This is a genomic window from Acinetobacter sp. ABJ_C4_1 (genome assembly GCF_044538495.1).
Classification (GTDB): Bacteria; Pseudomonadota; Gammaproteobacteria; order Pseudomonadales; family Moraxellaceae; genus Acinetobacter; species Acinetobacter nosocomialis_A.
On sequence record NZ_JBIUCQ010000008.1, the window covers coordinates 15,670 to 41,444 of the forward strand.

General features: G+C 37.9%; 27 protein-coding genes. 14 read left to right on the forward strand and 13 right to left on the reverse strand.

Features of this window, described 5'->3' with window-relative positions; all coding sequences use genetic code 11:
* Positions 1–75 precede the first annotated feature (75 nt).
* The 5 genes from ACIF8R_RS11205 to ubiG form a co-directional block, all read right to left on the reverse strand.
* Entirely contained in the window at positions 76–405 is a 330-nt protein-coding gene (locus ACIF8R_RS11205) for an RcnB family protein (RefSeq protein WP_348888643.1), read from the reverse strand.
* Positions 406–628: 223 nt separating this feature from the next.
* Positions 629–1,039 carry an RcnB family protein gene (locus ACIF8R_RS11210; protein ID WP_396480774.1) on the reverse strand — a complete coding sequence of 137 codons (411 nt, stop codon included), beginning with the start codon at positions 1,037–1,039 and terminating at the stop codon, positions 629–631.
* Between the two features lie 216 nt (positions 1,040–1,255).
* Positions 1,256–2,002: a YciK family oxidoreductase gene (locus tag ACIF8R_RS11215; protein WP_396480776.1), complete on the reverse strand. Its 747-nt coding sequence runs from the start codon at positions 2,000–2,002 to the stop codon at positions 1,256–1,258.
* A 65-nt stretch (positions 2,003–2,067) separates the two neighbouring features.
* The gene (locus tag ACIF8R_RS11220; RefSeq protein ID WP_311086677.1) at positions 2,068–2,769 is read right to left on the reverse strand and encodes an HAD-IA family hydrolase; all 702 of its coding nucleotides are present in this window, start codon (positions 2,767–2,769) and stop codon (positions 2,068–2,070) included.
* Positions 2,766–3,479, reverse strand: a complete 714-nt coding sequence (gene ubiG, locus ACIF8R_RS11225) for a bifunctional 2-polyprenyl-6-hydroxyphenol methylase/3-demethylubiquinol 3-O-methyltransferase UbiG (RefSeq protein ID WP_002050579.1) — start codon at positions 3,477–3,479, stop codon at positions 2,766–2,768. The genes ACIF8R_RS11220 and ubiG overlap by 4 nt, the downstream gene beginning before the upstream one ends.
* A gap of 180 nt (positions 3,480–3,659) precedes the next feature.
* Between ubiG and ACIF8R_RS11230 the strand changes: the two genes are divergently transcribed.
* A complete protein-coding gene (locus ACIF8R_RS11230) occupies positions 3,660–4,277 on the forward strand; it encodes a thiol:disulfide interchange protein DsbA/DsbL (RefSeq protein ID WP_263612645.1) in 618 nt (205 codons plus the stop codon).
* An 82-nt stretch (positions 4,278–4,359) separates the two neighbouring features.
* Here ACIF8R_RS11230 and ACIF8R_RS11235 read toward each other — a convergent pair whose 3' ends face one another.
* Entirely contained in the window at positions 4,360–5,007 is a 648-nt protein-coding gene (locus ACIF8R_RS11235) for a TetR/AcrR family transcriptional regulator (protein ID WP_209834843.1), read from the reverse strand.
* A 136-nt stretch (positions 5,008–5,143) separates the two neighbouring features.
* A complete protein-coding gene (locus ACIF8R_RS11240) occupies positions 5,144–5,782 on the reverse strand; it encodes a TetR family transcriptional regulator (RefSeq protein WP_000027529.1) in 639 nt (212 codons plus the stop codon).
* A gap of 173 nt (positions 5,783–5,955) precedes the next feature.
* Between ACIF8R_RS11240 and ACIF8R_RS11245 the strand changes: the two genes are divergently transcribed.
* The 6 genes from ACIF8R_RS11245 (at position 5,956) to ACIF8R_RS11270 (ending at position 12,060) form a co-directional block, all read left to right on the forward strand.
* Positions 5,956–6,981 carry a ferredoxin reductase gene (locus ACIF8R_RS11245; RefSeq protein WP_396480779.1) on the forward strand — a complete coding sequence of 342 codons (1,026 nt, stop codon included), beginning with the start codon at positions 5,956–5,958 and terminating at the stop codon, positions 6,979–6,981.
* A gap of 30 nt (positions 6,982–7,011) precedes the next feature.
* Entirely contained in the window at positions 7,012–8,154 is a 1,143-nt protein-coding gene (locus ACIF8R_RS11250; protein WP_396480932.1) for a fatty acid desaturase family protein, read from the forward strand.
* A gap of 159 nt (positions 8,155–8,313) precedes the next feature.
* Positions 8,314–9,030: a ribonuclease PH gene (rph, locus tag ACIF8R_RS11255; protein WP_001217232.1), complete on the forward strand. Its 717-nt coding sequence runs from the start codon at positions 8,314–8,316 to the stop codon at positions 9,028–9,030.
* Between the two features lie 133 nt (positions 9,031–9,163).
* On the forward strand, positions 9,164–9,298 hold the full coding sequence (locus tag ACIF8R_RS11260; RefSeq protein ID WP_264653691.1) for a hypothetical protein: 135 nt from the start codon (positions 9,164–9,166) through the stop codon (positions 9,296–9,298).
* A 21-nt stretch (positions 9,299–9,319) separates the two neighbouring features.
* Positions 9,320–11,488, forward strand: a complete 2,169-nt coding sequence (locus ACIF8R_RS11265) for a phosphocholine-specific phospholipase C (protein WP_396480781.1) — start codon at positions 9,320–9,322, stop codon at positions 11,486–11,488.
* A 404-nt stretch (positions 11,489–11,892) separates the two neighbouring features.
* A complete protein-coding gene (locus ACIF8R_RS11270; RefSeq protein ID WP_004640355.1) occupies positions 11,893–12,060 on the forward strand; it encodes a hypothetical protein in 168 nt (55 codons plus the stop codon).
* Here the strand turns inward: ACIF8R_RS11270 and nadC are convergent.
* Positions 12,057–12,902 carry a carboxylating nicotinate-nucleotide diphosphorylase gene (gene nadC / locus ACIF8R_RS11275; protein ID WP_396480783.1) on the reverse strand — a complete coding sequence of 282 codons (846 nt, stop codon included), beginning with the start codon at positions 12,900–12,902 and terminating at the stop codon, positions 12,057–12,059. The genes ACIF8R_RS11270 and nadC overlap by 4 nt on opposite strands.
* A gap of 170 nt (positions 12,903–13,072) precedes the next feature.
* Between nadC and ampD the strand changes: the two genes are divergently transcribed.
* Together ampD and murJ are read left to right on the forward strand one after the other, a co-directional pair.
* On the forward strand, positions 13,073–13,642 hold the full coding sequence (gene ampD, locus ACIF8R_RS11280; RefSeq protein ID WP_396480785.1) for a 1,6-anhydro-N-acetylmuramyl-L-alanine amidase AmpD: 570 nt from the start codon (positions 13,073–13,075) through the stop codon (positions 13,640–13,642).
* A gap of 72 nt (positions 13,643–13,714) precedes the next feature.
* Positions 13,715–15,265, forward strand: coding sequence for a murein biosynthesis integral membrane protein MurJ (murJ, locus tag ACIF8R_RS11285; RefSeq protein ID WP_171073910.1), 1,551 nt, complete (start codon positions 13,715–13,717; stop codon positions 15,263–15,265).
* A gap of 47 nt (positions 15,266–15,312) precedes the next feature.
* Here the strand turns inward: murJ and ACIF8R_RS11290 are convergent, their stop codons facing one another.
* The 5 genes from ACIF8R_RS11290 to ACIF8R_RS11310 form a co-directional block, all read right to left on the reverse strand.
* The gene (locus ACIF8R_RS11290; RefSeq protein WP_213064725.1) at positions 15,313–16,008 is read right to left on the reverse strand and encodes an FKBP-type peptidyl-prolyl cis-trans isomerase; all 696 of its coding nucleotides are present in this window, start codon (positions 16,006–16,008) and stop codon (positions 15,313–15,315) included.
* A 49-nt stretch (positions 16,009–16,057) separates the two neighbouring features.
* The gene (locus ACIF8R_RS11295) at positions 16,058–16,780 is read right to left on the reverse strand and encodes an FKBP-type peptidyl-prolyl cis-trans isomerase (protein WP_396480788.1); all 723 of its coding nucleotides are present in this window, start codon (positions 16,778–16,780) and stop codon (positions 16,058–16,060) included.
* Positions 16,781–16,976: 196 nt separating this feature from the next.
* Positions 16,977–19,172: a polysaccharide biosynthesis tyrosine autokinase gene (locus ACIF8R_RS11300; RefSeq protein WP_396480790.1), complete on the reverse strand. Its 2,196-nt coding sequence runs from the start codon at positions 19,170–19,172 to the stop codon at positions 16,977–16,979.
* 21 nt (positions 19,173–19,193) lie between these two features.
* On the reverse strand, positions 19,194–19,622 hold the full coding sequence (locus tag ACIF8R_RS11305) for a low molecular weight protein-tyrosine-phosphatase (RefSeq protein ID WP_396480792.1): 429 nt from the start codon (positions 19,620–19,622) through the stop codon (positions 19,194–19,196).
* A 1-nt stretch (position 19,623) separates the two neighbouring features.
* Entirely contained in the window at positions 19,624–20,766 is a 1,143-nt protein-coding gene (locus tag ACIF8R_RS11310; protein ID WP_001190672.1) for a polysaccharide biosynthesis/export family protein, read from the reverse strand.
* A 162-nt stretch (positions 20,767–20,928) separates the two neighbouring features.
* Between ACIF8R_RS11310 and tviB the strand changes: the two genes are divergently transcribed.
* Genes tviB through rfbC form a run of 5 tightly spaced genes read left to right on the forward strand, consistent with a single transcriptional unit; the run spans position 20,929 to position 25,744 of the window.
* The gene (gene tviB, locus ACIF8R_RS11315; protein ID WP_396480794.1) at positions 20,929–22,206 is read left to right on the forward strand and encodes a Vi polysaccharide biosynthesis UDP-N-acetylglucosamine C-6 dehydrogenase TviB; all 1,278 of its coding nucleotides are present in this window, start codon (positions 20,929–20,931) and stop codon (positions 22,204–22,206) included.
* A gap of 22 nt (positions 22,207–22,228) precedes the next feature.
* Positions 22,229–23,305 carry a dTDP-glucose 4,6-dehydratase gene (gene rfbB / locus ACIF8R_RS11320; protein WP_017482357.1) on the forward strand — a complete coding sequence of 359 codons (1,077 nt, stop codon included), beginning with the start codon at positions 22,229–22,231 and terminating at the stop codon, positions 23,303–23,305.
* 16 nt (positions 23,306–23,321) lie between these two features.
* The gene (rfbD, locus tag ACIF8R_RS11325; RefSeq protein WP_396480796.1) at positions 23,322–24,227 is read left to right on the forward strand and encodes a dTDP-4-dehydrorhamnose reductase; all 906 of its coding nucleotides are present in this window, start codon (positions 23,322–23,324) and stop codon (positions 24,225–24,227) included.
* The gene (gene rfbA / locus ACIF8R_RS11330; RefSeq protein ID WP_396480798.1) at positions 24,227–25,120 is read left to right on the forward strand and encodes a glucose-1-phosphate thymidylyltransferase RfbA; all 894 of its coding nucleotides are present in this window, start codon (positions 24,227–24,229) and stop codon (positions 25,118–25,120) included. The genes rfbD and rfbA overlap by 1 nt, the downstream gene beginning before the upstream one ends.
* Before the next feature lie 57 nt (positions 25,121–25,177).
* Positions 25,178–25,744 (forward strand): dTDP-4-dehydrorhamnose 3,5-epimerase, encoded by a 567-nt coding sequence (gene rfbC, locus ACIF8R_RS11335; protein ID WP_001100717.1) that lies wholly within the window; start codon positions 25,178–25,180, stop codon positions 25,742–25,744.
* The last annotated feature ends 31 nt before the right edge of the window (positions 25,745–25,775 follow it).

Below are 25,775 nucleotides of genomic sequence, written 5' to 3' on the forward strand. Positions count from 1 at the left end.
CAAAAAAGCTTAAAGTCGCATGTATTAGATAGAAAAACACCCAAATTACATTTGGGTGTTTGATGTTTTATTAAATTAACGAATCACTTTAATGATTTTATGGCTTTGTTCATTTACTAGTACATAGTTTCCATTCACTTTATACCATTTTTGAAAACGCCCAGGTTTGGTCAATTTCTGGTGTGAGCGATAGTCAATTGCATAACGTGGGTGTTGATATTGATGCGGCACAACTTGGCCTTCTCGCCAGATATTCGCATGGTCATCTTTGTGAATGACTTTGACTGGTCTGACATCATGGTCTCGGTAGTTACCATGATGGTCATGATCATTTGGTGCAGCCATTGCTGTTGTTGCAATTAAACCACTCATTGAAAGAACAATTGCTGTTGTTAGTTTTTTCATCATGAACCTCGAATGATCAATTAAATTTCGATAATTGAAGGTTAGTGAAAAATTACAGATAAATCGTGAAGGCTAAGAACAATAAATGTGAAAAATATCTATCAAATAAGAAGAAATTTAGAATATATAAGTTTTTAATATCTTATTGATATAAAAAATAAAAAAAGGATAAAACCGATTGGCTTTATCCTTTTTATTAACTGATAGTGAGGAGCTATCAGTTTTATAAACCACGAATGCTAACAATACTGTTAGAGTCTGTGTCGACTAAAATATAGTCATTGTTAATTTTATACCATTGCTGGTTACGGTCTGGTTTAGGCAAGTTACTGTCTCTATAGTCGACCTTATAGCCATTGCCGCGATAATGCTGTGGCATGACATAACCAGGCTGCCAGCGATGTTGTTTTAGACGCTCAAAACCGCGTTCTTCACGCATACGGCGTTCATCGCGAAAACGATCTTCATCATCGTCACGGTCATGTTTATGCCCACGATCATTCCATTCACCACGAGGCCCACCTTTAGGTCCTTTCTGGCCATGTCCTCGGTCAAATGGAGGATCAGCAAAGCTTGCCATACTGGTGGTCAGTACAGTTATGCTAAGGGCTAAGATGGTGAACAACTTTTTCATGATGCATCCTCGTTTACATCTGATGTCTCTCATGTTGAATACTGTACGCGCAAAATGCAGAGAAACTGTGAAGATCATTTAATGCTTCAATTAAAATTACGGATAAATCCAGTGTTTTATCAATAATAAAAAAGGCTTGTATATATCTTTTCAGGTATAGCCAAGCCAGATGTGATGATCGGCCGTAATTTATTTTAGCTTTTCATCTATAGTTATTTAGTCCTGTGCATCAATACTTTGACCATTGAGCGTCAGGCTATCTTCACCCATTAAATAAAGATAAGCTGGCATGATTGACTCTGGTGTTAGTAATGTTTTTGGATCTTCTTCAGGATAAGCTTTAGCACGCATTGCGGTACGTGTTGCACCTGGGTTAATGCAGTTAAAGCGAATATTTGGATAAGTATGCTCAGCTGCAAAAATTTTGCTCACAGCTTCAATCGCGACTTTAGATACTGAATAAGCACCCCAAAGTGCACGTGCTTCGCGACCTACGCCAGAGCTGGTAAACACAACAGAAGCGTTATCTGATTTTTGTAAAAGTGGGAGTAAGGCTTGAGTAAGCGCAAAAGGTGCACGTAAATTGACTGCCATCACATCATCCCATACCTCTGCTGGATAATGGGCGAGTTCTACTCGGTCACCTAAAATACCGGCATTGTGCAAAATACCATCTAGACGTCCAAATTGCTTTTCAAGTGTACTCACTAAAAAGTCATAATCACGATCAGAAGCACTCGAAAGCTGGAGTGGTAAAATTGCAGGCTGAGGGGCGCCTAAACCTTCAATTTCATCATAAATTACTTCAAGTTTATTTAAGGTTCTACCATGCAAGACTACAGTTGCACCATGTAAAGCATAACTGAGGGCCGCAGCTCGCCCAATTCCATCACCTGCACCAGTGATTAAAATAATTCGATCTTTGAGTAGATCTGGACGAGGTTGATATTCTGAATATTTCATTGGTAAACCTCCTTCTTTTTATATTGATATAAATAACCGTTAAAAAAGCCTGTAAAACTCTTGTGTTAACCTATCATACGCTGATTTTCCTGTAGAGCAGGAAGCTTTTGACGTAACATCTCGTGTAATTCTGTCACCGTATTTACAATCGAATCAGCTTGCCAAGCAGCTAGATCATCACGATGTTCAATAGGTAAATAACCGTATGCTGCCAAGATGGTATACATATTTGCATTGCGACCAGCATCAATATCACGAGGGTGGTCACCCACATAAATAATTTCATCTGCTGGAATATTTAACTGCTTTGCAGCCAAATACATCGGTTCCGGGTCAGGCTTAGTTTTAGAAACATCTTCCGGACACACCAACACCGCGCAGCGCTCAGTCAGGTTTAATTTCTCTAATAATGACTCACTTAAACCGCGTGGTTTATTGGTCACAATACCCCACGGAATTTGCTGAGCTTCTAACTCTTCTAAAAGCGGATACATGCCTTCAAACAGGTCTGTATCGACGACAATATTATTGCCATAAATATCTAAAAAGTTTTGGCGATGCGCCAAGAAAATTGGGTTGGTCACATCCAGTTCTGGATAGACCAATTTGACCATCGCACGTGCACCTTCAGAAACCTGAGTGCGGATGAGATCTGCTTCTACCACAGGACGTCTTTCATCACGGCACATTTGTTGAATAATACGGATAAAGTCGGCAGCCGTGTCGATGAGAGTGCCGTCTAAATCAAATAAAACAGCTTTCATCATGCACCTGTCTTTACTGTATGAACCATATAGTTAACATCAACATTTGGTGCTAACCAATAACGTTTCGTAATAGGGTTGTAGTGTAAGCCCGTCATTTCTTTTAACGTTAGGCCTGCATTACGAATGTCATGTGCCATTTCTGAAGGGCGAATGAACTTGTGATAATCATGCGTACCTTTTGGAAGCATGCGTAGCACGTATTCAGCACCAATAATGGCGAACAAATAAGATTTTGGATTACGGTTAATGGTCGAGAAGAACACATGACCACCCGGTTTAACCAAAGCCTGACATGCTTTAACAATAGATGCTGGGTCTGGAACGTGTTCCATCATTTCCATGCAAGTGACCACATCGTATTGGCCTGCTTGTTCTTGAGCCAACTCTTCAACTGGAATTTGGCGATATTCAATATTTTGAACATTTTCTTGTTGAGCATGCAAACGGCCTACGGCTAAAGGCGCTTCACCCATATCAATGCCCAGTACATCTGCTCCACGACGTGCCATGCTTTCAGCTAAAATACCGCCACCACAGCCGACATCAAGTACTTTTTTACCAGCGAGACCGCCTGCACGTTCATCAATCCAGTTAAGACGTAGTGGATTGATCTGGTGAAGTGGGCGAAATTCAGAATGTTGATCCCACCATTTGGCAGCAAGTGCTTCAAACTTTGCGATTTCTTGTAAATCAACATTCAATTGCGACATGGTGCTACCTCTAAACTTGAGTTATCTTTTTGGATGTAGTTCGCCGTTAGTGTAGCGATTATTGGGAAAAAAGCGATAAACCCAATAAAAAACTTCACAGAAGCAAAACGAATTTAGCATATTTGTTTTATATTTAGGGCATAAGCTAATGCATAACAACTTAGAGGAAAAGCTGTAGCAATGAAAAAATTGGTTTTGGGTGGTTTGAGTGCAGCAATTATGGCCGTATCGGGTAGTGCAATGGCAGCAGATTTCGTTGCTGGTAAAGACTACACCGTGATTGCCAATCCAGGCAAAGTGGAAGTACCGGGGAAAATCGAAGTACGTGAGTTCTTTTGGTATGGCTGTCCGCACTGTTTTAAACTTGAGCCACATATGCAAGCGTGGTTAAAACAGGCGCCGAGTGATATACGTTTCGTACGTACACCAGCCGCTATGAACAAAGTATGGGAACAGGGGGCACGTACTTATTATACATCTGAGGCATTAGGTGTACGTAAGCGCACTCACTTGCCGTTATTCCATGCGATTCAGGTAAATGGTCAGCAGATTTTTGACCAAGCTTCTGCGGCTAAGTTCTTCACACGTTATGGTGTGCCTGAACAGAAATTTAATAGTACTTACAACTCATTTGCTGTGACTGCAAAAGTTGCCGAATCAAATAAACTTGCTCAACAGTACCAATTAACAGGCGTTCCTGCTGTAGTGGTAAATGGTAAATATGTTGTACAGGGTGAAGATGGTAAAGTTACTCAAGTACTTAACTACTTAATTGAGAAAGAACGTAAAGCAAAATAATTTTGATTGCGTTAAAAAAAGGGCTTCATCAGAAGCCCTTTTTTTAATATTTAATTACTTTCATAATCACGAAATAATTCAATTAATTTTGATGATTTTCTTCTTCAATCTGGAAATTTAGCGCATCAAAATTGGTGGTTTGCGTGGGTAATGACAATGCCTGATTAATATATAAATTAATCAATTTTTGGCGAGAACCAATCGAACGCTGATAGTAAGTCGAATTTAAAAGTAGTGATGCACCGTAAGTGAGTGACCAGATATAAGATAAATAGTCACGAATCGACATATCATAATTTAATGATTTTAAATAACTTTCGGTAATATCTTTAATCGCTAGAATACGTTGCTGACGGATTTCATACAGCTCTTCAAAAAGGTGCTTCAACTTAGATTCTGTCATGGTCAGATTTTCTTCAAGTTGATGCAATAAAATCGTTTTTCCCGGTGTGAGCAAATGGTGGAGCATATACCGTGGTGCATACTCTTTAAAATCAGTATTATATTTTTGAGAAATTTCTAAAATTTGTTTTTCATTTTGAATAATCAATTCAAGCAGAAGTTCATTTTTACTTCTAAAGTGCTTATAAAGCGTACCTTTTGCAATATCGAGCTCGGCCACTAATTCATCTAGAGTAATTTCCTGATTGTTTTCTAGTAACAATTTTTCAGCAACGCTTAGAATTTTTTCTTTGCGCATCAAAAATTGTGTATGACGATCAAGATTCATAGGTATTCCCGCACCAGTTTGGCCTAACGAATAGTTTACTTCCTGTAAAAAGAAAAAGACTTTTCTCGAAATTTTAGCCTTTTTCTTTCACTCTTTACGTATTAACACATAACCTGTTTTTTGTCATTTGCCAGTTTTACCGTTCCCAGTTGGCAATGCCTCTAAACAGTAAGCGAACTTGTGTAGATGCATTTTCAATAAAGGCAGTTTGCTGCTGTTTGAGTTGCTCACCTTGATATTGTTTGGCTAGGTTGAGCCACGTCATTGCCCACGTAAATGACATATTGGTCAAAATGGTAGATAAGACATTTAAGTCTTGAGGGTTTTGAATATGTTTAAAATTTTCGAGTTTAGTCAGATCTGTCGTTAAGTCTTCAATTAAAAATTCAATTTCTCTAGCAATGGCTGCACGAACAGTTTCCGAGCCGCCCCAACGTTCAGCAATCATAAATTGCCACTGTTTCGGACTATGGTTCACTGCCTGCACAAATAGCTCAATGCTGGTTTGGGTTTTAGCAGATTTATGTTGTAAATAACTTTGTCCAAGTTGATGCAAAACACTTTTTAAATGCAGTGCAACTTGATCAACCAGTTCTTTACCAAGTTCATCCATGTCTTGAAAATGACGATAGAACGCTGTTGGTACCAAACCTACTTCACGTGCAACTTCACGCAAACTGATACTACTGAACGAACGCCCAGACGTGCTCAGATGCAAGGCAGCATCGAGAAGTGCCTGACGACTTTGCTGTTTTCGTTCATCCCGTATCGACATTAAAAAAACCTATTTAAACCGTGAGCCAAAGTCTAACAAAAAAGAGCAAACTTTCATAAAAAAAATAGTGAACAAGTGTTGACTGAGTGAACACTTATAAATATAGTGTACATATGTTCACTATACGAACATGTGTTCACTCAAATAAATAGCCAGAAACAAAAGAGGAACGTATGAACGCAACACTTAACTATCAACCGCATTGGGTTCGAGAAGATTTCGTTGATTTTATTTTGCAAAAAATTAACGTGTCTTGGGCTTGGAAAAGGGTACTTGCAGAAGTTACCGTAGTTCAGCCACTGCATACCGATATGGTACTGATCAAGCTTAAACCAAATCGTAATTTTAATTTCGATCAGGTTTGTGCGGGACAAAGTATTTTACTGACTTTGCTTATCGATGGCGTTTACCAACAACGTAGTTACTCGATTATTGAAGTAACCACTCAAGGTGAAATCGCTTTAGGTATTAAAGTACAAGGCTTAGTGTCTCGTGCAGCTCAACTGTTACATGTCGGTGAGTGTGTTGAAATTTCACAGCCACAAGGTGATTTCACTTTGCATCAAGGCCAGCAGCCTGCCATCTTAATCGCATCAGGAAGTGGCATTACTGCAATTTATTCACTCTTGCAGCAAGCTTTGAAACAGCAGCTTAAACAAATTCATGTGATTTATTTTAATCGTGCAGAAATTTTTCATGCTGAATTAAAAGCTTTGGCAGAGCAGTACCCACAGCTTCAATATCATTTTTTTAATACCACCGAGCAAAAACAGCATTTAACTGAAAGTTTACTGCAAAAGCTTGTTCCTGACTTCGAGCAAATAGCAACTTATGTGTGTGGTCATCACGGCATGATGCAACAGGCAAATGAAATTTATGCCCAAAAAGGTGCTCAGTCTCAGCTTCATCAAGAGTATTTCCAACCACTTCAAGTGATGGGAACCCATACCGCACAGCCTGTTATTTTCCGCCGTGCCCAACACGAGTTTTTAGCTGAAACGAATTTATTGAGCAGTGCAGAGCAAGCAGGACTACGTCCGCAACATGGCTGCCGTATGGGTGTCTGCAATAAATGTAGCTGCACCAAAGTAAGCGGTATCACTCAAAACCTGTTAACAGGTGAAATTGAAGACCAACCGAATCGTCCAATTAAACTATGCGTGAGCCAGGCATTAAGCCCAGTCACGATTGATCTATAAAAAGAATTACAGAGGATTAACCCTATGAATATGGCATTAGAATTTTCTACTGTTTCTAAATCTGCTCATTTAACACCAGAGCAAACTGCTGAGTTTGGTCGCCGTGTTGAGCAGATTCGTCAAGACGTTATGCAAAGTCTTGGTGAACAAGACGCAAAATATATCTACAAAGTACGTAATTTTGTTCGCTACACCGAAATCGCATCGCGTGGCATGTTGATGTTTGGTGGCTGGATTCCACCTGTCTGGTTATTGGGAACAGGCTTACTAGGTATTTCTAAAATTGTAGAAAACATGGAACTTGGTCATAACGTCATGCATGGTCAGTTTGACTGGTTAAATGAACCAAGCCTGAACGGTAATACTTACGATTGGGATACCATTGCATCGGGTGATGACTGGCGTGAAACACATAACTATATACATCACACTTATACCAATATTGTAGGTAAAGACCATGATGTGGGTTATGGCCTTTTACGAGTAAGTGACCAACAAAAGTGGGAACCTCGTCACCTGTTTAATATTCCGTTAGGTTTACAATTAATGTTTTTCTTCGAGTGGTATGTAGGTGTGCAAAACTTACATCTTGAAGATGCATTAGTTTATAAAACCAAGAGCTGGAAACAGGTTTGGAATGATTCGGCTAAAGTGCGTAAAAAAGCAACGCGCCAAGTTTTAAAAGACTATGTGTTTTTCCCTGTCATCTCTGGTCCTATGTTTTTACCAGTTTTTGCAGGAAATGTAGTTGCGAATATTATTCGTAACTTGTGGTCATCTGCTGTGATCTTTAATGGTCACTTTACTGAAGATGCAGAAACGTTTGAGCCAGATAATACCGATACTGAAACTAAGGCAGAGTGGTATTTACGTCAGATTCGTGGTTCAAGTAATTTTAGTGGGACAGAATGGCTTCATTTTCTGAGTGGTAACTTAAGTCATCAAATTGAACACCATTTATTCCCAGATATGCCTGCCAACCGCTATAAAGAAGTAGCGCCAAAAATTAAGACCCTCTGTGCAGAATATGGCATTAATTACAACGAAGCGAACTTTATGCGTCAGTTCTGGAGTGTATGGGTGCGTTTAGCAAAATGCTCACTGCCAAACCACACCACAGGAAAAGTAATGCAGACATTGGAAAAGTTAAAAGCAAAATTCAAATTTGCGTAATCTCAGTTAATCCAAAATAGCTCCTTCTTAGGGGCTATTTTTATTTTTGAGTTATGAAAAGTGCAGACTTACATTTGAAAGTAGGGAATAAACTCAACCTGTCAAAATCCTTTGCTATACTATGCCCAAGTTTGTATTTAAGAGAAGTTAGGAAGGATTATGCGTATTGACCAACGTGCATTAGACCAATTACGTGAAGTGAAAATTACACGAAACTACACCCGTTATGCTGAAGGTTCTGTGCTGGTCGAATTTGGTCACACCAAAGTCCTTTGTACTGCAAGCATTGATAACTCAGTGCCACGCTTTCTAAAAGGCCAAGGTCAAGGCTGGGTAACAGCAGAATATGGCATGTTACCGCGCTCAACACACTCACGTTGTGACCGTGAAGCTGCTCGTGGTAAACAAACTGGTCGTACTCAAGAAATCCAACGCCTGATTGGTCGTAGCTTACGTGCGATGGTTGATTTGAAAAAGCTTGGTGAAAATACCATTACCATCGACTGTGATGTCATTCAGGCAGATGGTGGTACACGTACTGCTTCAATCACTGGTGCTGCTGTAGCATTGGTTGATGCGATGAATGTTTTACTTGCACAGAAAAAAATTAAGCAAGATCCGCTTAAAGGCTTAGTTGCTGCAATTTCTGTAGGTATGTACCAAGATGAAGTACTTCTTGATCTTTGCTATGAAGAAGATTCGAACTGTCAAACTGACTTAAACGTAGTAATGACACAAGCGGGTGAGTTTATTGAAATTCAAGGTACAGCCGAAGATAAACCCTTTACTCGTGCACAAAGCAATGCCATGTTAGAAATGGCTGAAAAAGGAATTGCCGAGCTGATTAAAAAGCAGCAAGAAGCTTTAGGCTGGTAATTTCAAGTTATCTAAAAAACGCATCTTCGGATGCGTTTTTTTATGCCTTCATCAAATCGACATAAAAACATCACTTGCCTGTCACTTTTTCGCTTTATTAGTAGTTCGCATTTAAACCGTTTGGAAAAAACTAATGCGAAAACTTTCACTTTTATTCATTACATCTTTAGCGCTTATGCTCAGTGCTTGTAACGATGACAACAACTCAGATAATTCATCGCCAACAACACCGCCAACCAGCAATTGCAAAATGCACTGTGCACCATAATAAAAAATTAAGGATGAAAAAATGAATCGTCGCGAATTTCTTTTAAATTCTACAAAAACTATGTTTGGGACCGCTGCTCTGGCGAGTTTCCCGCTGAGTATTCAAAAAGCGCTAGCAATTGATGCCAAAGTTGAAAGTGGAACTATTCAAGATGTTAAACACATCGTGATTTTGACTCAGGAAAACCGTTCTTTTGATAATTATTTTGGAACGTTAAAAGGTGTACGTGGTTTCGGTGACCGTTTTACCATTCCAATGACAGAAAGTCGTAAGGTTTGGGAGCAATACGATGCCAAGAAAAATAAAGTATTGCCTTACCATTTAGATAGTCGTTTAGGAAATGCTCAGCGAGTTTCAGGCACTCCTCACTCATGGTCTGATGGCCAAGCAGCTTGGGACAATGGTCGTATGAGTGATTGGGTAGCCTACAAAAAAACGCAGTCGATGGGCTATTACAAAAAGCAAGAAGTTGAATATCAATTTGCCTTAGCGAATGCTTTTACGATTTGTGATGCGTACCACTGCGCTATGCATGCGGGAACTAACCCGAACCGTAAATTTATCTGGACGGGAACCAATGGCCCTACAGGTGCAGGTGTTGCGAGTGTGGTAAATGAATTTGATGGGATTGGACCATCAACAGAAGGTTATGAATGGACGACATATCCTGAGCGTTTACAGCAGGCTGGCGTGACATGGAAAGTTTATCAAAATATGCCAGATAACTTTACTGATAACCCTTTAGCTGGTTTCAAGCAATATCGCCGTGCAAATGAGCAATCTGGTCAACCTGTCAGTAACGACACACTAACGTGTCCAGCATATGATGAAAAGATTGATGCGACTCAACCACTTTACAAAGGTATTGCCAATACCATGCCAGACGGTGGTTTTCTAGGAACTTTTAAAGCTGATATTGCGCAGGGTAAATTACCGCAAGTGAGTTGGTTAGTTGCTCCTGCAACTTATAGTGAACATCCGGGGCCTTCTAGTCCTGTACAGGGCGCTTGGTATATTCAGGAAGTATTAAATGCTTTAACTGAAAACCCTCAAGTGTGGAGTCAAACCGTTTTATTGGTGAACTTCGATGAAAATGACGGTTTCTTTGACCATGTCCCTTCACCAAGTGCACCGTCTAAAGATTTAAACGGTGTCGTATATGGAAAAACTACATTAAGTGATCAGCAAGTATCTTATGAGTATTTTAATCATCCAGCAGTAGCAACTTCAAAATCTCAACCTAAGCCAGATGGTCGAGTATACGGGCCGGGTGTACGCGTTCCGATGTATGTGATTTCTCCGTGGAGCCGTGGAGGATGGGTAAATTCTCAAGTCTTTGATCATACTTCTATTTTACAGTTCTTAGAAAAACGTTTTGGTGTGCAAGAGCCGAATATTAGCCCATACCGCCGTGCTGTATGTGGTGATTTAATAACAGCATTTAATTTTAAAACACCGAACCTTTTGCCCGTTGCTGAACTAGATGGGAAGAAAACTAAAGCCGAAGCCGATGCAATTCGTGTTGCTCAAGCTTTATTGCCACAAGTTCCTGTTCCGAGCCAGCAGCAATTTCCTCAGCAGGAAATGGGGATTAGACCATCACGTGCTTTGCCATATATTTTGCACACCAGTGCCAAAGTCGATGCCACTCAAAAAACTGTAAAGCTAATGTTCTCAAACACGGGCAAACAAGCAGCAGTTTTTCATGTGTATAACCGATTAGATCTTACAGCAATTCCACGTCGTTATATGGTTGAGGTGGGTAAACAGCTTGATGACGTGTGGAATGCTACAAATGGACAGTATGATTTGTGGGTACTTGGACCAAATGGTTTCCACCGTGCATTTAAAGGTAATTTGAGTCAAGTTAACCAGACTCAAGCATTACCGGAAATTAGAGTATGTGTGGAAGAGTGTGATGCGAATTTATATTTAAAAGTACGTCACGACGGCAATAAGTCAGTCAAACTCACAGTTAAAGCAAATGCTTATCTTCCAAACAAGACATGGGCTATAGAAACGAATAGTTCCGAAAAAGAACTGGTTTGGGATATGTCTGAATTTGGTGGTTGGTATGACTTTACGGTGACATTAGCGGACGATGCGACGTTTAGTCGCCGTTTTGCAGGACGTATAGAAACTCAAGAAGATTCAATTTCTGACCCATATATGGGATATTTAGAGTCTTAAGTTGCTGTAATGCATGAATATTAAGCTGAAGTCTTAGTTAATAATTATTTTAAATTAGTTAGCACGACGGAGTCTTATCGTTTATTCATCCAGTGGAAGTAGCTAATTCGTTACTTTGGTTTCGCCCAAAGTAACCAAATGCATTTGTCATCTACAAAACCTGTTCTCTTTCTGCATATATCTGATTTATTGCAAAAACAATATATTTATAAATTTTGGGCAGGTTGTAGATGACATCTCGCACAATCTCATGTTGGGAAATATAAATGAAGACAGGTAATAACTTGTTGTATAGATGAATAATAAAAATAAAGACTTACCTTTTGTAACAGAATCTCCTAAGCTTGGTCATATTTATCTTTTACCTTGAAACCCTGAATTTTTAAAAGTGATGGGGAAAATTTATGCTACAAGGTTTTATTGTATTATTAGCAGTAGTTACATTTGTCTTAATGGCTGCCGACCCACGAGATAACGGGGCACAAGCGACTCAGTCAGCATGGCAAAAAACACAAGCGGCAGACATGACCAAGTCGCAAAAAAATACCAATAATGATGTGGATTTTATTTAGGCATTAAAACGCATTGATAAATCAACGGCTTTGACATCTTTAGTCAACACACCCATAGAAATATAGTCGACACCAGTAGTCGCCACTTCGCGTAAGTTTTCAATGGTGATATTGCCAGAAGCTTCGAGTTTACAGCGACCTGCTACGTGTTTTACAGCATCAATCATTTGTTGTTGGCTAAAATTGTCGAGCATGACAATATCAGCACCCGCTTCAAGCGCTTGGTTTAGCTCATCCCAAGTTTCAACTTCGACTTCAACAGGTTTGCCTGGCGCAATTTGATGTGCTTTTGCAATCGCTTGAGCAATACCACCAGCTGCCATAATATGGTTTTCTTTAATTAAGAATGCATCAAATAAACCAAGACGATGGTTTTGTCCGCCGCCAATAGCAACAGCGTATTTTTGTGCAATACGTAAGCCCGGTAAAGTTTTACGTGTATCGAGAAGTTTTGTATTTAAACCTTCAAGATGCTGAACATATTCAGCAGTTTTTGTTGCAACAGCAGACAAAGTTTGAATAAAGTTTAAAGCAGGGCGCTCTACAGTCAGTAAGCTACGTGCAGAACCTGCAAGTTTTAAAAAGGCTTCGTTTGCAGCAACACGTTCACCTTCTTGTTTTAGCCAAGTCACTTGAACAGTATTGTCATAAGCTGAGATGAGCGCATTCACCCACGGCTGTCCAGCTAAAACCATATCTTCACGGCTAATAATGGTCGCGGTTGCCTGCTCATCTTCAGGCGTGAGCATAGCGGTAATGTCACCGTCCCCAATATCTTCTTGTAATGCTTGTTGAATATTGATTTGAATTGACTGTTCAAGCAAAGACTGAGGTATGCTCATACGGTTTCCATTTTGTCGATGACCCTAAAACTTGCGATATATTAGCACCGTCGACTTTAAAAATAAGCTGTTTTATGCGTTTAATCGCGATAAACAATCGTGCTGACTACTTTGAAAAGCACATAACTGTTTTAAACTAAAACAATGGCAAGCAATTTATTGGCACTTCAATGAAGAAAATCACACCGTATGAAGTTATAGATGGACAATTAAAAGGGGCGAGACAAGTTCCTTCTCCAAATTTTAACCAGCGTCCGACTGGTACCGAAATTCAAATGATTGTGGTTCATAATATTAGCTTGCCACCATCTCAATTTGGGGGAGGCTATATTGAGCAGTTTTTCCAAAATAAATTAGATTGGTCCGTACATCCCTATTTTCAGACTATTGAAGGTATGCAAGTCTCTACGCACCTGTTAATTTTACGAACAGGTGAAGTCCTACAGTTTGTTAACTTTAATGATCGTGCATGGCATGCAGGACGTTCGAGCTATTTAGCTAAAGTTGAATGCAATGATTATTCAATTGGAATAGAACTTGAAGGAAGTGATGACTTGCCTTTTGAGGAAGTACAGTACAGCGTACTAACCGATGTAGTTACCGCTATTCGTCAGGCTTATTCTGAAATTAAAAATCATATTGCAGGGCATTCGGACATTGCACCGGGCCGAAAAACTGATCCGGGGCCTTATTTTAAATGGCAACACTTTAGACAACTGTTAGCACAGAAAAAAACTTGAGTTCATTCATCATTTCACAACGAAAAGATTTTCTAGTTTCATTACAATAGCGACTTTCGAATATAGCTGTAGGTGAGTACGATGGCATTGTGGCGATCGACTTTTATTGTCAGTGCGATGACGATGTTGTCACGGGTATTGGGCTTAGTACGAGATGTCGTATTGCTCAACGTGTTTGGTGCGGGTAAAGATTTCGATACCTTTGTCGTTGCTTTTCGTATTCCCAACTTCTTTCGAAGGTTGTTTGCCGAAGGGGCTTTTTCACAGGCTTTTATTCCGGTACTAACCGAATATAAAACAGGCCGAGCACATGCTGAAGTTCAAATCCTGATTAGTCGGGTATTTGGTTGCTTACTCACAGTCATGACCTTACTCACTTTCGTGGCTATGGTCTTAGCACCTGCAATCATCTATATGTATGCGCCGGGTTTCCATAATGACCCTGAAAAGTTCGATTTAGCGGTCAGCATGTTCCGTCTGACTATTCCATATTTAATGTTTATGTCACTGACTGCTTTTGCCAGCAGTATCTTAAACAGTTACGGTTCTTTTGCTTCCCCAGCTTTTTCACCTGTATTGCTCAATGTAGCAATGATTGCAGGTGCATGGTGGCTTACACCATATATGGCTGAGCCAATTAAAGCATTAGGATGGTCAGTTGTAGCAGCGGGTATTTTACAGTTAGCTGTACAAATTCCTGAGTTATGGCGTAAAAACCTCTTAATTCCACCTAAAGTTGATTTTAAACACGAGGGTGTAGAGCGTATTTTAAAATTAATGCTTCCTGCATTATTTGGCGTATCTGTAACTCAGATTAACCTGTTGTTAAATACAATTTGGGCATCTTTCATGCAAGATGGTTCGGTATCTTGGCTCTATAGTGCTGAGCGTATGACGGAACTACCTTTAGGTTTAATTGGTGTTGCGATTGGTACAGTAATTTTACCTTCGCTTTCAGCACGCCATGCTGAGCAAGATCAAGAAAAGTTCCGCGGTATGATCGACTGGGCAGCAAAAGTTATTGTATTGGTGGGATTACCAGCAAGTATTGCTTTATTTATGCTTTCTACACCGATTATTCAAGCTCTATTCCAACGTGGTGAGTTTGACCTACATGACACTCAAATGACTGCACTTGCATTGCAATGTATGAGTGCTGGTGTAATTTCCTTTATGTTAATTAAGGTATTCGCACCGGGTTTCTATGCTCAACAAGATACCAAAACACCAGTCCGTGTGGGTTTAATGTCAGTTGCTGCAAATGCAATTTTAAACGTTGTATTTATTGGATTCTTTAAACTAATCAATTGGCAGGCTGAACATATGGCGCTTGCCTTGGCATCTTCAGGCTCGGCTTTGGTAAATGCTGGTTTACTCTACTTCTATCTACATAAGCGTAATATTTTCCGATTTGGCGCGCATTGGAAAAAATTAGTCCTTCAATATGGTTTAGCAAATCTTGCCATGATTGCAGCGCTTTGGTTTGGGTTAAGTTGGTACAACGGTGAACTTTCTCAATGGATCCGTATTGCTGAGGTCGCAGGTCTATGCGTAGTAGGCGTAATCGCTTACTTAATTGGCTTACTGATTACTGGTTTTAGACCGAGAGATTTAAAACATTAAAATAAAAAAGCGATCATTTATGATCGCTTTTTTCTAACTAAAAAAATTTATTTTGGCAAAACTTGTAGTAATTCAACATCAAAAATTAACGTGCTATTTGGACCGATACTGTCACCAGCACCTACTTCACCATAAGCAAGTTTAGCTGGAATGAAGAAACGGGTTTTACCGCCTTCTTTCATTGTTTGTAAGCCTTCTGTCCAGCCTGCAATAACTTGGTTTAATTGGAAATCTACAGGATGATTACGTGCAATTGAGCTATCAAAAACAGTCCCGTCAAGTAAACGACCTTCATAGTTGACTTTTACGCGAGAAGTAGCTTTAGGTGTTTTACCAGAACCTTCTTTTAATACCTGATATTGCAAACCCGATTTAGTTGTAATCACACCAGATTTTTTCGCATTTTCAGCGAGAAAAGCAGCGCCAGCCTGAGCATTTTGTTGCCCTAGTTTTTGAAACTCAACGAGCTGTTTAGCTTCTAAAGTTTTCTTATACTCATTAATTGCTTTCGCCATTTCTTCGTCTGTTAAGCGGGCATTTTTTTTCTGTGCCCCTTCTTGAAGACCTTGGTAAAAGATATCAAGATTTAAATCTGTTAATGCATCAGTATTATTACGACCCATTAAATAGCCATAACTATAGCTAAACTGATCCTTTGCTGGACTTTTATTTGTTATCGGTGCGGCAGCAAGAACAGATAAACTCATTGTTGATGCTGCAATAAACAAACTAATTTTTTTCATGCCATTTTCCAAAAAAACAGGAGAGTATAATGACTCTCCTGAATTGTTATTATTTCACTGAAATGAGTTCAACATCAAAAATCAGTGTACTGTTTGCAGGGATCCCTGGAAGTTCTTGTGGACCGTATGCAAGGTTTGATGGGATAAATAAAGTCGCTTTTCCGCCTTCTTTCATGAGTTGAAGACCTTCAGTCCAACCCGGAATGACCTGATTAAGCGGGAACTCAACTGGCTGACCACGCTTATAAGAACTATCGAAAACCTGTCCATTAATTAAGCGACCTTCATAATGTACTTTGACAACGGACTGAGCTGTTGGCTGCTTACCAGTACCTTCTTTAGTAATGATATATTGCAAGCCTGATGCAGTGGTTTTTACCCCAGCTTTAGTTTTGTTTTCAGTAAGGAATTGTGCATCTGCAGATTCAGAAGCTGTAACTGCTTGCTCTGATTTGTTTTGGTGCTGCATTTTTTGTTGTAACTCTTTTTCATAAGCTGCAACAGCTGCTTTTAAATCTTCTTGAGTATAAGCACTTGACTGCTTGCTACGAGCATCATGGATCCCTTGAACAAAGGCCTTAGTATCCAATTCTGGAGGAGTTTGTTGTGCAACTTCATAACCAAGAACATAACTGATTTTTTGAATTGGAGAAGCATTTTTGTCTGCTTTACGTCCGACTTCTGTGGTCGGATGTTGAGTTGCATAATATACAGGTACAAGTGCAGCACCGCCTAAAACTACAGCGACAGCAATGGGTAAGGCTTTACTCATAAAAGGTTCCAAAAATAATCATTTGAGTCTAAAAGGCTGCTTCGATCTTAGCATGCTTCGACTTAAGCATAGAATGTTTAACAAAAAAAACGAGTGGTTTTTTTATATATTTTAGTTAGTTTTAATTTGGCGAAACTTAAAAAATCAAATAAAAAAGCCGGATCATTTGATCCGGCTTTTTTTAAAAAACTCTTAATTAGTCTTCTTTTTGTGCTTTATATGCATAGGCATAGTTATAGCCATATCCACCGCCACTAGAGCGTTGAATATCGTTAAGGATAAAGCCATTCACTTTAACACCAGCTTGTTCAAAGCGGTTAACTGTTAACTCAAGCTCTTTCATATGAGATTTGATGTAACGGGCAACAATTAAGTTCACGCCTGTGTATTGTGAAATAATAATACCGTCAGTTACTGCAAGCACTGGAGGAGTATCAATAATGATATGATCATATTGAGTTTGGAGTTGCTCGAGTAATTCTTTAAATTGTGTAGAGCTCAACATTTCTGAAGGATTGGTTGGACTCTTACCTCGAGTAATCACATCAAGATTCGCAACTTGAGTTTTATGTAATACCTGTTGTAAAGCAGACTGTCCACTTAACAACTCAGAAAGACCAGGTTTCACATCAACATCGAAGTATTTATGCATATAGCCACGACGCATATCAGCATCAATCAATAATACGCGTTTATTTCCTTGTGCAAAAATAGTTGCTAGGTTCGTTGAAATAAACGATTTACCAACCTCTGGAGATGGTCCAGCAATCATAATAATATTATTTTTTGCTGTAGTTAATGCGAAGTGAATGGCAGTACGAATACTACGCAAACTTTCAATCGCAATATCATCACTACTTTTAACTGCTAAAATAGGAATACTCTTTTTCTTCTTCAAAATACTCATACGAGTTTCTTGAATAGGAGAACGAGGTACAGTTGCGTAAACTGGAAGATCCAGCTCGGTTTCGATTTGTGTAGAATCTTTAACGCCACTACGCATCATATTACGTAATAAAGCAATTAATATACCGATAAATCCACCAGCAAGTATAGATAGAGCTAAGACAATCAGTTTGTTTGGTTTAATAGGTTTAACAGGTTCTACAGCAGTATCAATGATACGAACGTTACCAATTTCACCAGCATTGGCGATCTTCAGCTGCTGATAAGAATTAAGTAAAGATGTATATAGTTCGGTATTTACTTTTACATCACGATAAAGTTGTAAATATAAACGTTGTGTTTCTGGAAGTTGAGTTAAACGATTATTAAGATCAGCAATCTTTTTATTAATCTCTGCAATTTGAGCATCAATTTGCAGAATTAATGGATGATCATTAGTATATTTAGCTGAAAGCTCAGCTTGTTTCTGTTGTAACTCGATTTTAAGCTTTTCTAAATCAATATTTTGTTTAAGTAATAGCTCCGATTCAGCATTCACATCGACTGTTTTATACTTCTCACGGAACTGGTTAAATTTGATCTCAGAATCCTCTAGCTGTTTTCGAAGTTCTGGCAACTGCTTTTCAAGAAATGCTAAAGTTTGTTTAGATTCTAGAGACTTTCTCTCAATGTTTTGTTCATGATAAACATTTAAAACATTATTAAGTACTTGCGTAATGTGCTCAGGATCTTGACCTAAATAACTTAGACCAATAACCCCTGTCATCTTTCCTTTTTCTGCAACACCATAAATATTATTAAAATTCTTAACAGCTGTTGGAAGAGCTGCTTTAGTTAAAGTGAAACTCTGTTTTTTTAAATCACCTTGTGCATCAAGTTGTACTTGCCATAAACCTTTTTCGCCATTTAGTACATTTTTCTTGTTTAACAATCCACTAAATATAACTTGATCTTTATAGGTTAGAGTAAATTGATTTACATCTTTAAACTCTAATTTTAGAGGTTTATCTAAATAATATTCAGGGATATTCAGTTGTTTAACTATCAATCTATTGTTCTGATTAATATAAGTTACAGCATCATGATGATACTCAAGTTTACTCTTATCTTGTGAAACAAGTTTACCAATCAAACCTAATTGATTATCTTTAATTTTAATATCAAGATTGAGATTATGAATTACTTGTCCCAAAACCATTCTAGAACGAAGAATCTCTATTTCTGGATCGGCTGGTGATTTTTGTGTTAAGCCGCCACTAACTTTGGAAAGATCTCCAAGTAAAGCAGCAGAGGCAGCACCTTTACTATCTTCAACTTGTACCATTGCATCTACAGCGTAGATGTCTGGTGTTATACGCAAATATAACAAGGCACAAATTAAACTTAAGACCACGCAGCATGCTATGATTTTCCACTGTGCAATCAATGAAAAGAATAATTCTTTTAAATCGATGCTATCTTCGCTAGTTTTAGAGTTTTGGTTCATAAATTTACAACTAATATACAATTATAATTGAGTGCGCCAATCTTGCACATAGCTTTGAATGTTGCGGCAAGTCTGATCAAAAAAAGCCTGGTCATGCTGATAGGGGTCAGGTATATTTTGCCCTTGCCAATGGCCAAGCCTAAAAATTTTACCCTTAGCAAATGGCCAAGTTTGTTCAATATGCTTTTGCTGATTATTGCTCATTACTAAAATCAAATCATTTTGTTTGATCAATTCAGCACTGAGCTGACGAGCCACGTGTGGTCTCATATCAATATTCAACTGATCCATACAATGAATAGCTTTGTCATCTGCAGTATGACCTACTAGGGCTGAAATACCAGCAGATGAGATATTTAATGTAGGATGTTGGTTCTTAAAAAAGTATTCTGCCATTGGACTGCGGCAAATATTACCTACACAGACTACTAAGATATTTTGTAACTGCATTCTAGTTTTTACCCAATTGATCAAAGGTATAAAGTGCACTTGAGAACGGTACAATCTGGTTCATAATACGTTGCCAGCGTGTTAAGCCAGTTGCATCAATATAAACAATATCATTTTTTTGCATTTGAAATTGATTAGATAATGCAAGGTTGCCAATACTACTCAAATTGAGCTGATAGATTGTTGATTTTTTTGTTTGTAAATCTGTACGCATGACATAAATACGAGCTGCACTTGCTGAGTATGGATTAACACCTTCACTCTCGCCCAATACATCACTTAAGGTCATACCTTGATCTCGTAATGGAATTGCTGAGCTTTTATTAGATTCACCCATGACATAAAGTTTTTGATTTTGCTTTGTATTTACATAAATCGTATCATTAGGTTGGACTAATAATTTGTGTAGTGAATAACCTTGTTTCTCAAGTGCAACGACATTTAAATTATAAACTTCGCCATTACGAATGAGTTGAATATCAGTATTGTCACCAGACTCTTGATTTACACCTCCTGCCATACTTAAGGCTGTATAAATACTAATCGGTTGATCATCTAAAGTGTATTGTCCACTTTTCATAACCTGACCATTAACAAAATAGCGTTTAGCTTGGTATGACAACACGCGAACTACAACATCAGGTGTTTTTAAATACTTAGCAAATTGACTTCGTAAATATTTATTGGTCTCAGCCAGTGTTTTCCCTGCAATATGAACTTGTCCTACAAGTGGTAACTGTACATTTCCTGCAGAATCAATAGGGTATCCAAATGCTTTAATATCGGTAGAGGCACCTTGAATAGGAGGAGTAATTTCAGGATAAGCCCAAAGCTGAATAGATAAAACATCCCCAGCACTTAAGCGGTATTGATAAAAAGGAGTATTAAATAAGGCGCTTATATTTCCTTGTGGACGCAAAGCCTCGGAACTAATTTTTGGAATATTGTTTTGGGTGAGTTGAACAACAGAAACTTCTGCTCCTTGTTCTGTTTTAAACGTACCTTGTTCAGGTAGGTCGTAAGTTTGTAAGCCTGAGGTGACTGCACATCCTGTAAACGAAAGTGAAATGGCTAAAAATAATAATGTGCTTTGATGCTTCACATTCAAACCCTTTATTGTTTGTAATCCAATGATACTTTGCATGAAGACATTGGATTGTAGTCTATAATTAACCCAAATCATACTTTATTTGCCAAGCAGTGATTGTATATTTCGAGAAAATTTTGTTTAAAGTCTGCTATATTAACGTAGTAGGTCGTATCCATGATGTTTCTCCATTTAAAATTAAATGGTTAGGTTTTATATATGTTTCAACTTGAACAACTAAAAATAGCAGTTATCGGCTTAGGGTATGTTGGATTACCTTTGGCAGTTGAATTTGGTAAACATAAACCTACAATCGGATTTGATATAAATGAAAATCGGATATTAGAGTTAAAAAACGGATATGACCATACATTAGAAGTGACTTCTGATGAGTTACAACACGTACAGCATTTGTCGTATACAGCAAATATTCAAGACTTACAGAATTCAAACTTTTTTATAGTCACTGTGCCAACACCCATTGACGATTTTAAACAACCTGACTTGACCCCTCTTATAAAAGCATCACAAAGTATTGCGAAAGTTTTAAAAAAGGGTGATATCGTTGTTTATGAATCAACTGTTTATCCAGGTGCAACAGAAGAGGTGTGTATACCTGAATTAGAAAAATATTCAGGTTTAAAGTTCAATCAAGATTTTTTTGTAGGTTATAGTCCAGAGCGTATTAACCCTGGTGATAAACAACGACGTGTCACCAATATTTTAAAAATTACATCTGGATCTACTCCTGAAGTTGCTGATTATATTGATCAAGCTTATAACTTGATCATTGAAGTAGGTACACATAAAGCACCCACAATTAAAGTGGCAGAGGCTGCAAAAGTCATCGAAAATACACAAAGAGATGTCAACATTGCATTGATCAATGAATTGGCTCTTATTTTTAATAAAATGGGTATTGATACTGAAGATGTACTTAAAGCAGCAGGCACAAAATGGAACTTTTTAAATTTTAGGCCGGGTTTGGTTGGTGGTCATTGTATTGGTGTTGATCCGTACTACTTAACGCATAAAGCAGAGTCAATTGGTTTACATCCTGAGATAATTTTAGCAGCTCGTCGTTTAAATGATCGTATGGGAGAATACGTTGCAACCCAATTGATCAAAGAAATGGTAAAGAAACGTATCCAAGTTGTCGGGGCACGTATATTAATTTTAGGTTTAAGTTTTAAAGAAAACTGTCCAGATATCCGTAACACCAAGATTGTAGATATGGTTAAAGCACTAAAAGAATACGATTTAGATCTTGATATCTATGATCCTTGGGTAGATAGTGCTGAGGTTGAAGCAGAGTATGGGTTAGCTCCAATTATGGAATTAAAACAAGGTCGGTATGACGCTATCGTAATTGCGGTTGCACATGACCAGTTTAAAAAAATGTCTACACAGGAACTTGTTTCGTTAGGCAAAGAAAAACATGTTTTATACGATTTAAAATATGTTTTAGATAAAGAACAAAGTGATATTCGACTGTAAAGATTACTAACATAGGAATTTTATGAAAATTTTAGTTACAGGTGGAGCAGGTTTTATTGGTTCTGCTGTTGTTCGTCATATTATCAAAAATACTAATAACGATGTTCTTAATGTTGATAAATTGACATATGCAGGAAATCTAGAATCACTTAAAGAAGTTGACCAAAATTCAAGATATCAATTTTCTCAAACTGATATCTGTGACCGTAAAGCCTTAGATGTTTTATTTAAAGAGTTTCAGCCAGACTTAGTTATGCATTTAGCAGCAGAATCACACGTAGATCGATCAATTACGGGGTCTGCTGCATTCATTGAAACCAACATTATTGGCACATATCAATTATTAGAAGCTGCACGTCATTATTGGAATAATTTAAGTGACGATAAAAAAACAGCGTTTCGTTTTCATCATATCTCAACCGATGAAGTGTATGGTGATCTTGAAGGGACAGATGATTTATTTCATGAAACGACATCTTATGCGCCAAGTTCTCCATATTCTGCAAGTAAGGCGAGTTCAGATCATCTAGTACGTGCTTGGAATCGTACTTATGGTTTGCCAGTAGTAATTACAAATTGTTCTAATAACTATGGTCCATATCACTTCCCAGAAAAATTAATTCCTTTAGTGATATTGAATGCATTAAAAGGGAAAGCTTTACCAATTTATGGTAAAGGTGACCAAATTCGTGATTGGCTATATGTTGAAGATCATGCGCGTGCACTTTATAAAGTTGTTACTGAAGCTACAGTGGGTGAAACTTATAATATTGGCGGCCATAATGAACAAAAAAATATTGATGTTGTAAAATCAATTTGCCAGTTGCTTGAAGAGCTTGCGCCAAATAAACCTGAAGGCGTGGCCCATTATGCTGATTTAATTACTTATGTTAAAGATCGCCCTGGTCATGACCTGCGCTATGCAATTGATGCAACGAAAATTAAAGAAGATTTAGGTTGGGTGCCAGAAGAAAGTTTTGAAACAGGCCTGCGTAAAACTGTTGAATGGTACTTAAACAACCAAGAATGGGTTGAAAACGTACAAAGCGGTGAATATAAAAACTGGGTACAACAACAATATCAGGCAAAAAAAGCCTAATTTTTGAGTGGTAACCATGAAAATATTATTGCTCGGAAAAAATGGACAAGTCGGTTGGGAGTTACAGCGTGCTCTGCAACCGCTTGGTGAAGTGATTGCACTTGATCGTTCTACAAGTTTAGATGGTTTAAGTGGTGATTTGGCTAATTTTGATCAAATTAAACAGACTATTGAAAAAGTTGAGCCAACTATAATTGTAAATGCAGCTGCATATACCGCGGTTGATAAAGCTGAATCAGATCAAGAAAATGCTGATTTAATTAATCATCTCGCTGTCAAAAATCTAGCTGAACTTTGTCAGACTCATCATATTTTACTCGTTCATTATTCAACGGATTATGTTTTCAATGGTGAAGGAACAAAAGCATGGTCTGAGAGTGACGTAACGGATCCAGTAAATTTGTATGGAAATACGAAGCGTCTGGGTGAAATTGCACTTGAGCAAAGTAGCTGTGCTTTTATCAACTTCAGAACATGTTGGGTCTATGGTTCACATGGTAATAACTTTATAAAAACGATGTTGAAATTAGCGTCAAATCGTGAAGAGCTAAGTATTATTCATGACCAGATTGGTGCGCCGACAGGGGCTGCTCTTATTGCGGATGTGACAGCACAAGCATTAAAGTATTATTCATTACTGGGTGCTCAGCAACAAAAAGATTTATTAGGGCATTATCATTTGGCTGCTGCTGGTGAATGCTCGTGGTTCGACTACGCTCAATTTGTTTTTGAGCTAGCTAAACAAAAAGGACAATCTTTAGCAATTCAAAAAGTAAATGCAATTGAAACGACTGCATACCCTACTCCAGCTAAACGACCTTTAAATTCCCGTTTAAATACAAATAAACTACAAGCAAATTTTAAAATACACCTACCGAATTGGAAGTTAGGTGTAGCACAAGTTTTAGAGGAAATTATTTAATGAGCCAAGTAAAACGTAAAGGTATTATTCTTGCTGGTGGTTCAGGAACTCGTTTATACCCAATCACAATGGGTACATCAAAACAATTATTGCCAATTTATGATAAGCCAATGATTTATTATCCATTGTCTGTGTTGATGTTGGCAGGAATTAACGAGATTTTAATTATTTCTACTCCTGAAGACCTACCTAATTATGAAAAGCTTTTAGGTACTGGTGAAGAAATTGGTTTAAAGCTTTCTTATAAAATACAGCCATCTCCTGATGGTTTAGCTCAGGCATTTATCTTGGGTGAAGAATTTATAGGTAAAGATAATGTTTGCTTAATTCTAGGTGATAACATTTTCTATGGCCAAAGTTTCGGAACTCAGCTAAAGCGAGCAACTGAAAAAGCGACTGGTGCAACTGTATTTGGTTATTATGTAAATGATCCAGAGCGTTTCGGAGTTGTTGATTTTGATGAAAATGGAAAAGCTTTAAGTATTGAAGAAAAACCTGAACATCCAAAATCACACTATGCTGTTACAGGTCTTTATTTCTATGACAATAAAGTAGTTGATATTGCGAAAAATATTAAACCTTCACATCGAGGTGAGTTAGAAATTACCGATGTAAATAATGTTTATCTCCAACAAGAAGAGTTGAATGTTGAGTTGTTAGGGCGTGGATTTGCATGGTTAGATACAGGTACGCATGATTCATTGCTTGAAGCGAGTCAGTTTGTTCAAACTGTAGAGCATCGTCAAGGTTTAAAAATTGCTTGTTTAGAAGAAATTGCATTTAACAATAGTTGGATTGATGAAAAGCAACTTCTTAAACGTGCAAACTTCTTTAAGAAAACAGGCTATGGTCAATATTTATTTAAATTACATGCTGAACATCAAAAAAATTAATGTTCTCGTAGTAACTTATAGTTAATTGTAAATATTTCAAAGTATAGAGATAAAAGAATGAATGTAATTGAAACAAAGATTAAGGGTCTTTTAATTTTAGAGCCTAAAGTTTTTGGTGATGACCGTGGCTGGTTTATGGAAAGTTTTAACCAAAAAGCTTTTGAGCAAGCGTTAGACGAACGTGGATTAGATATTCCTCAATTCGTTCAAGACAATCATTCTTTATCTCAAAAAGGTGTTTTAAGAGGATTGCATTATCAGCTTAACCCATATGCGCAAGGTAAGTTAGTTCGAGTTGTACAGGGTAAAGCTTGGGATGTTGCTGTTGATATTCGCAAAAGTTCTCCAACTTTTGGTCAATGGGTTGGTATTGAACTAACTGGGGAAAATCATAAACAATTTTGGATTCCAGCTGGATTTGCACATGGTTTTGTTGCTTTAGAAGATAATACACAGTTTTTATATAAAACTACGAACTATTATAATAAAGAAAGTGAAGGAGCGATTGTTTGGAATGATCCATCTATCGCAATTGATTGGCCTATAAATAATATTGGTCAAGTTTTAGTAAGTGATAAAGATAAAGTTGCATCGAAGTTAGAAGATGCAAAGTTATTTGATTAATTAATCATTAAATTTATTTATATATTCTAAA